Annotated in this window: 12 protein-coding genes; 5 read left to right on the top strand and 7 right to left on the bottom strand. The window is 69.0% G+C overall.

The genetic code is table 11. The features are described 5' to 3' along the window. The first annotated feature begins 44 nt into the window (after nucleotides 1-44). Nucleotides 45-1,475, top strand: coding sequence for an MATE family efflux transporter (locus ABNQ40_RS14055; protein WP_109046860.1), 1,431 nt, complete (start codon nucleotides 45-47; stop codon nucleotides 1,473-1,475). A 45-nt stretch (nucleotides 1,476-1,520) separates the two neighbouring features. Here the strand turns inward: ABNQ40_RS14055 and ABNQ40_RS14050 are convergent, their stop codons facing one another. Further along, entirely contained in the window at nucleotides 1,521-2,330 is an 810-nt protein-coding gene (locus tag ABNQ40_RS14050; RefSeq protein WP_109046935.1) for a helix-turn-helix domain-containing protein, read from the bottom strand. 108 nt (nucleotides 2,331-2,438) lie between these two features. Here ABNQ40_RS14050 and ABNQ40_RS14045 point away from each other — a divergent pair, with 108 nt between their 5' ends. From ABNQ40_RS14045 to ABNQ40_RS14035, 3 genes are read left to right on the top strand one after another with little or no spacing between them, the layout of a single operon-like run. Then, complete coding sequence (locus tag ABNQ40_RS14045; protein ID WP_109046861.1) at nucleotides 2,439-4,619, top strand: FUSC family protein; 2,181 nt, start codon at nucleotides 2,439-2,441, stop codon at nucleotides 4,617-4,619. Then, nucleotides 4,616-4,831 carry a DUF1656 domain-containing protein gene (locus ABNQ40_RS14040; protein ID WP_109046862.1) on the top strand — a complete coding sequence of 72 codons (216 nt, stop codon included), beginning with the start codon at nucleotides 4,616-4,618 and terminating at the stop codon, nucleotides 4,829-4,831. The genes ABNQ40_RS14045 and ABNQ40_RS14040 overlap by 4 nt, the downstream gene beginning before the upstream one ends. Further along, nucleotides 4,828-5,712, top strand: coding sequence for an efflux RND transporter periplasmic adaptor subunit (locus ABNQ40_RS14035; RefSeq protein ID WP_109046863.1), 885 nt, complete (start codon nucleotides 4,828-4,830; stop codon nucleotides 5,710-5,712). The genes ABNQ40_RS14040 and ABNQ40_RS14035 overlap by 4 nt, the downstream gene beginning before the upstream one ends. 37 nt (nucleotides 5,713-5,749) lie before the next feature. On the opposite strand, the gene ABNQ40_RS14030 is transcribed toward ABNQ40_RS14035, so the two are convergent. Together ABNQ40_RS14030 and ABNQ40_RS14025 are read right to left on the bottom strand one after the other, a co-directional pair. Then, nucleotides 5,750-6,232: a hypothetical protein gene (locus ABNQ40_RS14030; RefSeq protein WP_146255353.1), complete on the bottom strand. Its 483-nt coding sequence runs from the start codon at nucleotides 6,230-6,232 to the stop codon at nucleotides 5,750-5,752. 140 nt (nucleotides 6,233-6,372) lie between these two features. Continuing rightward, the gene (locus ABNQ40_RS14025; protein WP_109046865.1) at nucleotides 6,373-7,122 is read right to left on the bottom strand and encodes an SDR family oxidoreductase; all 750 of its coding nucleotides are present in this window, start codon (nucleotides 7,120-7,122) and stop codon (nucleotides 6,373-6,375) included. Nucleotides 7,123-7,219: 97 nt separating this feature from the next. Between ABNQ40_RS14025 and ABNQ40_RS14020 the strand changes: the two genes are divergently transcribed. Further along, nucleotides 7,220-8,155, top strand: a complete 936-nt coding sequence (locus ABNQ40_RS14020) for an AraC family transcriptional regulator (protein WP_109046866.1) — start codon at nucleotides 7,220-7,222, stop codon at nucleotides 8,153-8,155. Between the two features lie 21 nt (nucleotides 8,156-8,176). Here ABNQ40_RS14020 and ABNQ40_RS14015 read toward each other — a convergent pair whose 3' ends face one another. From ABNQ40_RS14015 to ABNQ40_RS14000, 4 genes are all read right to left on the bottom strand, one after another. Next, nucleotides 8,177-9,010 carry an enoyl-CoA hydratase gene (locus ABNQ40_RS14015; RefSeq protein ID WP_109046867.1) on the bottom strand — a complete coding sequence of 278 codons (834 nt, stop codon included), beginning with the start codon at nucleotides 9,008-9,010 and terminating at the stop codon, nucleotides 8,177-8,179. A gap of 53 nt (nucleotides 9,011-9,063) precedes the next feature. Then, nucleotides 9,064-10,131, bottom strand: coding sequence for an ABC transporter ATP-binding protein (locus tag ABNQ40_RS14010; RefSeq protein ID WP_109046868.1), 1,068 nt, complete (start codon nucleotides 10,129-10,131; stop codon nucleotides 9,064-9,066). Then, entirely contained in the window at nucleotides 10,128-11,894 is a 1,767-nt protein-coding gene (locus tag ABNQ40_RS14005; RefSeq protein WP_199235179.1) for an iron ABC transporter permease, read from the bottom strand. Before ABNQ40_RS14005 ends, ABNQ40_RS14010 begins: the two co-directional genes overlap by 4 nt. A 117-nt stretch (nucleotides 11,895-12,011) precedes the next feature. Beyond that, on the bottom strand, nucleotides 12,012-13,067 hold the full coding sequence (locus tag ABNQ40_RS14000; RefSeq protein WP_109046869.1) for an extracellular solute-binding protein: 1,056 nt from the start codon (nucleotides 13,065-13,067) through the stop codon (nucleotides 12,012-12,014). Nucleotides 13,068-13,077: the final 10 nt, after the last annotated feature.

The following is a 13,077-nucleotide window of genomic DNA, read 5'->3' as shown; positions in this document are numbered from 1 at the left end:
CCAGAGGTCGCCATCCCAGGGCCGCCCAAGAGGAGACCGCTGCAATGGCCGAAACCGCCGCAGGCCGCTTCACCACCGGTTCGCCGATGCGCCATGTGATGGTGATGACCGCCACCGGCTCGGTCGGGTTGATCGCGGTGTTCGCTGTCGATCTGCTGAACCTGTTCTACATTTCACTGCTGGGCGAACGGGAACTGGCGGCGGCGGTGGGCTTCGCCGGCACCGTCCTGTTCCTGCAATCGTCGCTGTGCATCGGGCTGTCGATCGGCGCCGGAGCGCTGGTCGCATGCGCCATCGGCGGCGGCCGGCGCGTGGAGGCGGCGAGGCTGGCGGGATCCAGCCTGATTCTCACCGCACTGGTCGCCGCAGCGGTCGGCCTGCTGACCCTGCCGCTGCTGGGACCGGCGATGGATCTGTTAGGTGCCAGGGGAGCCACTAAGGATCTTGCCGTCGGCTATCTGACCATCCTGTCGCCGACCCTGCCGCTGCTCGGCCTCGGCATGGGCTGTTCGGCGATGCTGCGGGCGCAGGGCGATGCGCGCCGCGCCATGACCGTCACGCTCTATGCGGCGCTGTTCACCGCGGCGCTGAACCCGATCCTGATCTTCGGCCTGCGGCTGGACCTGACCGGTGCGGCGGTGACGGTCGTGCTGTCGCGCTGCCTGCTCGCCGCCGTCGGCTGGCACGGCGTGGCGCGGGTGCACCGGCTGCTCGCCGCCCCGGGCTGGACCGGCCTGATGAAGGATGCCGGGACCCTGGCCGGCATCGCCGGTCCGGCGGTCCTCACCAATCTCGCCACCCCGGTCGCCGGCGTCTATGTCACCACCAGCATGGCGCGTTTCGGCGATGCGGCCATCGCCGGGGCGGCCATCGTCGACCGCATGGTTCCGGTCGCCTTCGGCACCATCTTCGCCCTGACCGGCGCAGTCGGCCCGATCCTGGCGCAGAATCTGGGTGCCGGCCGCCCCGACCGGGTGCGGGCGACCCTGCGGGCCAGCCTGGTGCTGATCGTCGTCTGGGTGCTGGCGGTCTGGCTGGGTCTGTTCCTTGCCCGCGATCTGGTGGTGAGCGCCTTTTCCGCCGAGGGCGTGTCGGCCGATCTGGTCCGCCTGTTCTGCACCGCAGTGGCCGGCGGGTTCCTGTTCGTCGGCTTCCTGTTCGTCGGCAACGCCGCGTTCAACAATCTGGGCTTTCCCCTGCTGGCGACCGGGTTCAACTGGGGCAGGGCGACGCTGGGGACCATACCGTTCGTTGCGGTTGGCGGTTGGCTGGGCGGGGCGCCGGGGGTGCTGATCGGACAGGCCGCGGGATCGGTGCTGTTCGGTATCGCGGCGGTCCTGGTGGCGTTCCGGGTGACCGGGCGGCTCGGCCGGAGCGGAGGCGGCCCGGCACCGGAGGCCGTGGCGGTGCCGGCCGACGTTCCGCTGTCCGGCAAGGCGGCGGTCGCACTGGCCGTGCAGATCAATCGGCCGTAAGGCGGCAGCCGGGCGACATCCACACTTTCCCGCACGTCGGCTCAGCTATCGCGACAAGGCCGACAGCCTTGCCCTGCGTTGGGTGAAATATTGTGCCGGCGTGCTTCCCAGGGCCTTCTTGAACATCGTGATGAAGGCGTTGACCGACTCGTAGCCGAGCGTGTCCGCCACCGTCTGCACCGCGGCCCCGCCGGCCAGTTCGCGAAGCGCCACGACAAGGTGAAGCTGCTGCCGCCAGCGCCCGAAGGTCAGGCCGGTCTCGCGGAGCATCAGACGGGCCAGCGACCTCTCGCTCATCGCGACGCGCCTAGCCCAGTCCCCCAAGGTGCTGCGGTCGGACGGTTCGAGCGTCAGGGCGTCGGCAATCGCCCGGATCTTCGGATCGTTGGAGATGGGCAGGTTGAAGTGTTCGCGCGGCATTCCGGCCAGCTCGTCCAGCGTCACCCGTGCAATGCGGGCGGCATGGCTGTCGGGCAGATAGTCCAGAACCTCGCCGGTCAGCCGGTTGACCAGTTCCCGCACCAGCGGAGAGATCGACAGGGTGCAGCAGACCTCGGGCAGGTTTGCCGCTCCCGGCTCGACGAACAGGTAGCTGAGCCGGGCATTCGCCGTCGTTCTGACGCTGTGCGGCATGCCGCCCGGAATCCACACGCCGCAATCGGGCGGCACGATCCAGATCTCGTCGTCCGCGGTGCAGGTGACGGCGCCATGCAGCGCCAGAATCAGCTGTCCCCGCCGATGTACATGCACCGGCACTTCCGCTTCGTAGTCCGCGAAGTCGAGCAGGCGTGCGACGGCAGGCCGGTCCGCAAGATCGGGATCGAAGACGGAAACGGCGGACCGTGACCCGGACATCGCATTCGGCATGATCGGTTTTGGCATGATCGGTTTTGGCATGATTCAGTGATTTTTTGACAGGATACCTAATTTATCTGAGCGCGCAACGCGCCGATACTCGGGGGCATGAGAACCAACTCTCCTTCGAACCGGCTTCTGACGGCCACCGGGATCGCGTTCCTGCGGACGGATGCGGACGCGCTGCTCTTCTCGGCGAAAAGCTTCGCCGCGGCGATGCTGGCCTATTACATCGCGCTGCGCGCAGGGGTGCCGAAACCCTCCTGGGCCATCGTCACCGTCTACATCGTTTCGCAGACCTCGGCCGGCGCGTCGCTCAGCCGCGGCGTCTACCGCTTCGCGGGCACGATTGTCGGTGCGGCGGCGACCGTGGCGATCATCCCCTGTTTCGTGAACGATCCGCTTGTCTGCAGCGTGGTCCTCGCCGGCTGGATCGGCCTGTGCCTCTATCTCTCGCTGCTCGACCGCACCGCGCGGGCCTACGCCTTCGTTCTGTCCGGCTACACCGCCAGCCTGATCGGCTTTCCCGGCGTGTTCAATCCCGCCGCCATCTTCGATACGGCGTCGGTGCGGGTCCAGGAGATCTCCATCGGCATCCTCTGCGCCGTCCTGGTCCATCGCTTCGTCCTGCCGAAGCGCATGACCGGCCAGTTCACCGCCAAGCTGTCGGCGACGCTGCGGGACGCCCGCCGGCTGGCGGGCGATGCGCTCCGCGGAAGCTCCGGGCAGGAGATCCGCCGCGACCGCGACCGGCTCGCCGGCGATCTGCTCGCCCTGCAAGGGCTGGCCGGTCATCTGCCCTACGATCCGGTCCCGGTGACGCCGAGCCTGGAGACGCTGCACCTGATCCATGACCGGCTTGCGCGGCTGCTGCCGCTCGCGACGGAGGTCGGGGACCGCATCCATGCGCTGCGCAGCGGAGGCCACGGGCTGCCCAACGAGCTGCCCGACGAACTGGCCACGCTGCTGGAGGAGGCGGGGCATTGGCTCGCAACCGCCGATGCGGCCGGGCGGGATGCCGTCGCGATCCGGCTGATCGACCGCGCCCGGACGCTGCGGACACGCATTGCCGCGGAGGCCGTAACGGCCGGCGACAGGCTCGCAGCCAACCTCGCCGGCCACCTCGCCGAGATGATCGGCCTGCTTCACGAGTGCGACCGGCTCGGACGGATCGTCGGACGGAGCAGCGCCCGGACCGCCATTGCCGCCACCATGCTGCCGGACGCCGCATCGCACCGCCGCGCCGGGCGCGCGACGGGCTATGTCTATCACCGCGACCCCTGGATGGCCGCCTGGAGCGCGCTGGGCGCGGTCGCCGGCATCGTCATCGGCTGTGCGTTCTGGATCTGGTCGGCCTGGCCGGAGGGCGGGCTGGCGGTGTCGATCCTGGGCGTCTGCTGTGCCCTGTTCGGCAATGTCGACACGCCGGCGCCGAATGTCGTCAAATACATGACCGGCTCGGTCGTCGGGGTGGCGGTCAGTCTGGTCTACGGCTTCGCCATCCTGCCCCGCGTGACGGATTTCGCCGGTCTCGCCGCGGTGCTCGCGCCGGCCTTCCTGGTCGCCGGCTCGCTGCAAGCCCGGCCGCCGACGACCTACATGGCGCTCGGCATCACTTTGACGATCCCGATCCTGTCGGGACTGGGCGCCACCTATGCCGGCGACTTCGCCGGGTCGCTCAACAGCGTCGTCGCGCTGTTCGCGGCAACAGGATTTGCGGTCGTCAGCATGAGCCTGTTCCAGACCATCCCGGTCGATGCGGCAATCGGCCGGCTGCTTCGGCTGAACCGGCGGGATGTCAGGCGGCGGGCCCTGGGCGGCGCACCCGACGAGGCGCTCTGGACGAGCCTGATGATCGACCGGACGGCGCTGCTGCTGCCGAGGCTCGGGCTGTCCGGGGCATCCCACCCGGATGTGCTCGACGACACCCTGCACCATCTCCGCGTCGGTCACGCCGCCGGCCGGCTTCATCGGGCGATCCGGCATCTCGACGGCAATGACGGCGCCAGTGACGGGGAGATCGCTTATGACGGGTTCGAGCTTCTCACCGCGATTGCCCTGCGCTTCGGCCCCGGATACCGGGCGGGACCTTCCGATGCCACGGCACTGCACCGGCGCATCGAAGCGCTGACGGCGCGGATTGCCAAAGGTCCGATTGCAGACGGCCCGACTGCCGATGGCCCGATTGCCGACCGTGCTCTGCTGCTCGACCTGCTCATCGACCTCCGGTTCGCCCTCGGTCCGGGCGGTGCGGCGACTTGGGAGAACGACCGGGAGAACGACCGATGATCCTCGATCTCGATTTCGGGGGCGTCTTCCTCCCCGGTCTGCTGGTGCTTGCCCTGGCGGCGCTCGCCGGCACCGTCGCGCTGGTCCGCCTCTTCGCGGCTGCGGGGCTCTTCCGCCTGACCGCCAGCCGGCCGCTCGTCGAACTCGCCACCTTCGCCCTCCTCTACGGCCTGCTTTTGCAGGCTCTGCCCTCCAGCGGAACATTCCAATGAAAGCTGTGCTGTCCCTGCTCGGGCGCTATGCCCTGACCCTTTGCTTCGGCACGGCTGCCGCTGTCGTGGCGTTGCAGGTGTGGAACCGTTACGAGCAGACGCCGTGGACGCGGGATGCCCGGGTGAGCGCGGAGGTGGTCCAGATCGCGCCGGAGGTCTCCGGGACCGTGGGCGCCGTCTCCGTCGCCGACAACCAGTATGTGCATCGGGGCGATGTCCTCTATGCCATCGACGCCAAGCGGTTTTCGCTCGCGGTGGCGTCCGCACAGGCCGAGGCCGAAGCCCGGCGCCAGGACATGCTTGTCCGGCAGGCGGCGGCGCGGCGGCGAAGCCAGCTCCGCGAGGTCATCTCGCAGGAGGATGTGCAGCAGACGGCCGGTGCCGCAGCACAGGCGGCGGCGACCTATGACGGCGCGGTGGCGGCGCTCGATCTCGCCAAGCTCAACCTCGCGCGGGCGACGATCCGGGCGCCGGTCGACGGGTATGTCACCAATCTGCGGCTGCGGCCCGGCGACTATGCCACGGCCGGCGTGACGAAGATCGCCATCCTCGACGCCACCAGCTTCTGGATCACAAGCTATTTCGAGGAAACGAAGCTGCGGCGGATCCGTGTCGGCAGCCCGGCGCAGATCATGCTGATGGGCTTCGACGAACCGCTGTCCGGCCATGTCGAAAGCATCGGCCGCGGCATCGAGGACAGCAACGGAACGCCCGGCCACCTCGGCCTGCCGAACGTCGAGCCGACCTTCAGCTGGGTCCGCCTCGCCCAGCGCATACCGGTGCGCATCCACATCGACCGGGTGCCGCCCGGCGTCGAACTGGCGGCGGGCATGACGGCGACCGTCGCCATCGGGTCCGCAACCGCTGCCGACGCGCCGTGACCGGCCGCGTCGGATGTCGCGTCGGACGTTGCGCCGCTCAAGGCGGCGGGGGCAGCCGGCCGCGGGCGATTTCGACCGGGTAATCGGCGAAGAAGACCGGAAAGGTGCCATGCTCGGCGCCCCCCAGCATGGCGACATACCAGCCGGCATAGGCCCAATCCGCACCCTGGCCGTCGCGGGCGATCCCGGGAAACCGCTCGACGAACTTCGCGGCGAGATGGCGGGCGGAATCCTGCGCCGAATCCTCCCATCCGAAATAGCGGTCCTTCTGGCCCGTGCTGTAGCTGGCGACCTGCCGGCTCCAATCGAGCGGCTCCCACCCGTTCGGGGCCACATTGCCCGCCGGCGTGACGTGGCAGCGCCAATGGCATCCGGACGGGGCCATGCCGGGCGCGATCCTGAGGCGCTGGTACCCGACCTTGTGAAGCTCGCCCACCATGGCGAGCAGGCGACCGGCCCAGCGGATGGCCGGATCGGTGGGCGGAGACAGCGACACCGGCATGACTTGCGCCCCGTCCATCCGCATCTCCTCCCACGATTGACCGACCATCGATTCAGCCATCGCCGTTCCGGCCTTGCAAGCTTCCTGGGGCGGCCCGGCCCCCGACCGTAAAGCGGCGGTTCCGCGCAGCCACCCTCGGCTTCGCGGTGTTCCGGAGTTCAGTCGGCCTCGGCCATCCATGCTTCGGCATCGGCGCCTGCGGGGATGCGCAGGGGCGCCGAGGGATCGGTCGCGGTGCGCCAGATCGCCTGGGCGACATCCCCGGCATGGGTCACCGGACCCGCGCTGTTGCGCATTCCCGTCAGCATGCGCTCGATCAGCGGCTGGTAATCGGGGTCGTCGAGGCCGCGCAGATGCCGGCGCGCGCTGTCGCCGAACTTCGTTTCGGGCGAACGGCCGGGCATCACCAGATGCACCCGGATGCCGAAGGGCTCCAGTTCGACCGCCAGGGATTCGGTGTACGCATCCACCGCGGCCTTGCTCGCGCGATAGACGCCGATCAGCGGCAGCGGCTTGAGGAGGGCGGCCGAGGTGACGTTGATCACCACGCCGGCACGGCGTTCGCGGAACTGCGGCAGTGCGGCCTGGAGCATCGCCAGCGTGCCGAGCGTGTTGGTCTCGAAGAGGGACTTCGCCGTTTCCGGGCTCGTCAGCTCCACCGGGACGGGTGCGCCGAAACCGGCATTGTTGACCAGCACGTCGATTGGACCGGCATCGCCGATCACCCGATCGATGCTGCTCCGGTCGGTGATGTCGAGCGGCAGGACGCGCAGACGCTCGGACGCGGGCAGCATATCCGCGCGCCCGCTGCGCGTCGTCGCGACGACAGTCCAGCCGCGGTCGAGGAAGAGCCGGACGGTCTCAAGGCCGAAGCCGGATGAGCAGCCGGTGATGAGGATGGTGGACATGAGAGGCCTCGTTTCATGGGTGCGGCCTGTATGCTAGCCAGAGGGGGCAGGACGGTATACGGTTGAGCGTCCTCATTTCTACGCAGATGGTCCTGATTTGCGCGTCGATCCGCTTGCCGAAGTCGTCAGTCTCCTGAAACCCGCCGCGCGGTTTTCAAAATTCGTGGAATGTGCCGGCTCCTGGCGCATCCGGCGCGAGGGCACCGGAGAGCCGTTCTATTGCGCGATCCTGGAAGGCAAATGCCGGATGATGGTGAACGGCCACACGCTGACGATGCTCGAAGCCGGGGATTTCGTCATGGTCCCGGCCATGCAGGAACTCATCAACGAGAGTCCGGTGCCGCCGCCGCCCGGTGTGTTCGAAAGGCCGGCGGAGATCGGGCCCGGTCAATTCCGGGCCGGATGTGCGGAAGGGTCTCCGGATTTGCGCATGCAGGTCGGGCACTGCGTTTTCGGCTCACCCGACGCCCCGCTTCTGGTGCCCCTGCTGCCCCGCACGGTGATCGTCCGGGGCGAACCCCGTCTTCTGACGGTGATGCAGCTCGTCAGCGATGAATCGCAGGCGCGCAGGTCGGCCCGCGACCTCGTCCTGGAGCGGTTGCTGGAGGTGCTGCTGATCGAAGCGTTCCGCTGCGCCGGCAGTGTGGAGGGCGCACCGGGCCTGGCGCGCGGGCTTGCGGATCCGCGGCTGGCCGACGCGTTGGGCGCGATGCACGCCGAGCCGGGCCGCAGCTGGACGGTGGCGGAACTCGCCGCCGAAGCGGGGATGTCGAGATCCGCCTTCTTTGCCCGCTTCGACCGGGTCGTCGGCGTAGCGCCGATGGAGTATCTGCTCTCCTGGCGCATGGCGCTGGCCAAACAGCTTTTGCGGGACAGCGAATTCGGGGTCGAGGAGGTTGCGGAGCGTGTCGGCTACAGCTCGGCCAACACGTTCACCGTCGCCTTCACGCGCTTCCAGGGCGTTTCGCCGGCACGCTACTCACGGTTGGCCGAGACCGGCGAAGGCCCGGCGTCTGCGAAGGATTGGCGCTGATTTTTCAAATCCGCACGATCCTCAGTTTCCGCTCCAGACCGGGGGGCGCTTGTCCAGGAACGCGGCGATGCCTTCCTGATAGTCGGCCGACAAGTAGCAGCGGCGCAGCAGGTCGCCGTCGATGTCCCGCGGTAGGCTGTGGTCGCGCAGCCGGCGCAGCCCCTCGCGCGTCGCCCAAAGGGTCAGGGGGGCCAGCGCGGCCAACTCCTCGGCAACTTGCTGTCCATGGGCGGTCAGCTCCTCCTCGCCGGCGACGACGGTGCGCACCGCCCCGGCCGCCGCCAGATCGGCCGCGACCAGCAGGCGGGCGCTGAAGATCATCTCCCGCGTCCGCGCGGTGCCGAGCAGCATCGACAGCCTCGCCAGATTCTTGACGCTCAGGCAGTTCCCCACCGTGCGGGCGATGGGGAAGCCGAAGCGCACCGACGGCGATGCGATGCGCACGTCGCAGCTGGAGGCCAGCAGCGCCCCCTCGCCGATGCAGGGGCCCGAGAGAACGGCGACCGTCGGCACGCGCACCGCCTCCAAGGCCATCGCCGCCGCTTCGGCGCGGGTTTCCAGGATGGCGAAATCCTCGGGCGAGGAGACGCTTTGCAGGCAGGACAGATCGGCCCCGGCCATGAAGGCCGGCTTGTCGCCGGCCGCACCGGTCAGGACAAGCGCCTTCACGCCGGGATCGGCATCCACCGCCCGGCAGATCTCGATCAGCCGGTCCTCCATCCAGGGGGTGATGGCGTTGCGGGCACGCGGACGGTTGAAGATCACCCATTCCACCGCGCCGCGCCGCTCCGTCAGGATTTCGGGGACAGTATCGGGGGCGGCGCCCGTCGGGGCGCCGATCGTCGGATCGGTCATGATCGAGAATATCCTTGAAAGGCGGTCGGGAAACGCCGCCAGGGGGAAGGCCGTCAGGCGGAGGGGGCCAGGATCTGGCAGGCGTCGATGGGGAGATGGACCGTCGTCACCGCTCCTGGTCCGTAACGCCGCTCCGGCGGCACGAAGGCGCGGATCGTCCGTCCCTCGCCGATGTCGACCAGCACGTCACGATGCTCGCCGAGATAGGCGGAGCGGACGATCGTGCCGGGCAGGCTGTTGCAGGACAGGCCGCCGTCATCGTCCAGCCGCACCTTGGAGGGGCGCACGCAGAGCGAGACGGAGCCGCCGCGCGCCACCCCGCTGCGGTCCGGAGCGGTCAGCACGCGGTCGCCGATGCGGATGCTGCCTTCGCCCTCGCCGGTGCCGGGCAGCTCGTTGTTCGAGCCGATGAAGCGGGCGACGAAGGCGTTGGCCGGCCGCTCGAACACATCCTCGGGCGTGCCGAACTGCTGGACCGCCCCCGCCTTCATCACGGCGATGCGGTCGGCGGTGACCAGCGCCTCCGACTGGTCGTGGGTGACATAGACGGTGGTGATGCCCAGAAGGTCGTGGACCTGCCGGATCTCGAAGCGCATCTCCTCGCGCAGATGGGCGTCGAGGTTGGACAGCGGCTCGTCGAGAAGCAGGATGGAGGGCTCCACCACCAGCGCACGGGCCAGCGCGACGCGCTGCTGCTGGCCGCCCGACAGTTCGGACGGATAACGGTCGCGCAGGCTCTCCAGCCGGACGGTGCGCAGCGCGCGGGTCAGCCGCTCGGCGATCTCGGCCTTGGGCAGGCGGCGGATGCTGAGCCCGAAGGCGACATTCTCGGCCACCGTCTTGTGCGGCCAGACCGCGTAGTTCTGGAAGACCAGCGAGATGCCGCGCCGCTCCGGCGGCAGCACCCCGCGCGGCGAGGAGAGCAGCACGTCGTCGGCCCAGATCTCGCCCTCGGTCGGGGCCTCGAAGCCGGCCAGCAATTGCAGGGTGGTCGATTTCCCGCAGCCCGACGGTCCCAGCAGCGCCAGCAGCGTGCCGTTGGGAACCTGGAGGTCGATGCCCCGCAGCGCGGTGTAGCTGCCGAAGGACTTGCGCAGATTGGTGATGCGGATGCCGCTCATGAGGGAACTCCGGCCGCCGTGGCGGTCTTGCGGGAGGTGCGCCGCGCGCCGGTCAACCCGGCGAGCGGGCGGGCGACCGCCACGAGGAACAGCGTGATCAGGAGGAGAAGGACGCTCATCGCGCAGACGGCTTCGTAATTGCCGCCGTCCTTGGCGTTGTAGATCAGCGTGGTCATCACGTTGGTCTTCGGCGTGATCAGGAAGACGGCGACCGACAGCTCGCGGATGATCGGGATGAAGACCAGGAACCAGCCCGACACCAGCCCGCCGCCCATCAGCGGCAGGGTGATGGACAGGAAGGTCCGCGCCTCGCCGGCGCCCAGGCTGCGGGCGGCGCGCTCCAGCTCCGGCCCGATGCCCTTCAGGATCGACCCGCCATGGGAATAGGCGATCGGCAGGAAGGTGGCGGCGAAGGCGGCGATCAGCAGCAGCGGCGTGCCGTAGAGGTTGAGGGGCGCGCGGGTGTAGGCGGCGAAGAAGCCGACCGACAGGACGATGCCGGGGATGACGATGGGCACCGTCGCCACCGCCCCCAGCAGGGAGGCGCCGACCATCAGCCGCCGTTCGACGATGTAGGCGACCAGTGTGCCGAGCGCCACGCACAGCGTCGCCCCCAGCGTCGAATAGACCAGCGAGTTGACGATGGCGGTGTGGGTTTCCGAATTGCCGAAGATCGCCCACCAGTACCAGTATAGCGACAGGTTCTCCCAGCTCAGCCCCTGGCCCCAGGCGCGGGTCAGCGACACCAGCAGCAGGGCGGCGTAGGGCAGGAAGACCGACAGCAGCGGCATCAGCAGGGCGAGGAACAGCGCGGGCCAGCGCCAGCCGCCGAGCCGGATCTGCCGCCCGGCGCGCGTCTTGCCGGAGATGGTGACGTACTGCTTGCGGCCGAGATAGCGGCGGCGCATCCAGAACAGGGCGCCGGTGACCAGCAGCAGCGGCATGCAGTAGGCGGCGGCCAGATAAATCTCCGGCGGGAAGAGCTGGTAGAACTCGGCCAGCTTGGTGGTGACCACCGGAATGCCGGTCGGCGTCAGCAGGAAGGCCGGGACGCCGAACAGCGTCAGACCCTGGATGAAGGACAGGATGAAGCTGGCGATCACCGCCGGTGCGGCCAGCGGGATGGTGATGCTGACCATCGTCCGGAGCACCCCGCAGCCGAGCGTCGTCGCCGCGTCCTCCAGCTCCACCGCCATCTCGTCGAGCGCGCTCGACACCATGGTGAAGCTGTAGGGGACGGTGTAGATGCCGCAGACGAAGATGGCGCCGGCCATCGAATAGATGTTCAGCGGCGCCCCGGCATCCGCGCCGGCCAGCCAGCGCCACGCGGTGTTGAGCCAGCCCGAGTTGGGCGCGGCCAGCAGGATCCAGCCGGTGGCGCCGATGAAGGACGGGGTGACGAAGGCGGTCAGCGTCAGGACGCGGATGGTGCGGCGGAACGGCAGGTCGGTGCGCGACACCAGCCAGGCCAGCGGCACGCCGATGCCGACCGCGATCAGCGCCGTGGCGGCGGCCAGGATCAGGGAATTGACCAGCGGTTCGATCAGCTCGGCCGACTGGACGACGCGGGCGTAGTTGTTCAGGGTCCAGGCGCCGGTCGCGTCGTCGTGCAGGCTGTTGAACAGCACCCAGCCGAAGGGCTGGACCACCAGCAGCGCCAGGAGAAGGATGACGGCACCGAGGACCGCCGCCTTGACGAGCGGCACCCGCGCCATGACGGGACGGGATTCGGCGTCGCGGGAACTGGTTGAAATGACCCCCATTGGGTCCGCCTCCCGTTGCCAGGGATGGGCCCTGCGGCCCAGCATGATGAAGTGTTCCCGAACCTGCGGCCGGGTGGCAACCGCCGCCGGTCCGGGATTTGGAACCTTTCGGGGAGGTTAGCGCACCAGCTCCTTCCACTTGGCGATGCCCTCGGCCACTTCGGCGGCGAGGTCGTCGCCGCTGTTGCGGTACCATTTCAACTGGTCCAGCGAGCGGCCCTCGGCCCAGGCCACGTCGGTGCGCAGCGTCGGCCAGTAGTTCTTCGACAGGATGTCGGAGACCTCCCTGGAATAGAGGAAGTTGGTGAACAGCCGGGCGGCGTTGGGGTGGGGCGCCTTCACCGGGATGCCGGTCAGGCCGAGGTTGAGGATGGCGTCGTCGGTCGGCACGCTGACGTCGATGGGGTTGCCCGCCGCCTTCTGGGTCAGCGTGTAGCTGAAGGGCGCGCCGGAGCCGACGACGCGCTCGCCGGCCAGGATGTCGGTGACGGTGTCGACGTTGGACTGGCCGACCTTCGGCTTCTGCTGGCCGAAGCGGCGCAGGTAGTCGTCGCCGTACTTGCGGCGGATGGCGACCACCCAGCTCGCCACGTCGCCAGAGAAGGCGGGGCTGCCGGTGGTGATCTTGCCCTTCCACTGGTCCTCCAGCAGCGCCGTCCAGCTCGCCGGCGGGGCGGAAACCTTGCCCGGCGCGTAGTTGATGCTGGTCAGGCTGATGGCGCCGACATGGTACATGGCATCCTTGTCCAGCCCCTTGAAGGCGGTGGGCAGCATGGCCGCGTCGGGCGGATCGTAGGCGGCGAGCGCGCCGATCTTCTTCAGCTCGGTGTAGTGCAGCAGGTTGGTGGTGCCCAGGGAATCGCACTCGGCGACGCCGTTCTGCAATTCCAGCCGCAGGCGGGTGTAGACGGTCTGCGAGGCCTGGCGGAGAAGCTGGACCTCGATGCCCGGATACTTCGCCTTGAAGGCGTCGCGGATCGCCTCCATCGTCTGCTGCTCGTAGGAGCCCCAATAGAGCGTCAGCGCGCCTTCCTTGCGGGCGGCGGCGTAGAGCGGATCGTCTTGTGCTGCCGCCAGCCGGGCGAAGCCGGTTCCGGCGAGGCCGCCGGACAGCAGCGCCGCCCCGGCCAGTCCACCCGTCTTCAGAAGCCCGCGGCGAGAGATGTCCGTCATGTTCGTCGTC

This window comes from Azospirillum sp. A23 (genome assembly GCF_042938965.1).
In the GTDB taxonomy this organism is placed as follows: Bacteria; Pseudomonadota; Alphaproteobacteria; order Azospirillales; family Azospirillaceae; genus Azospirillum; species Azospirillum melinis.
The sequence above is the reverse complement of the archived record's forward strand: the minus strand, read 5'-3'. Positions and strand labels throughout refer to the sequence as shown.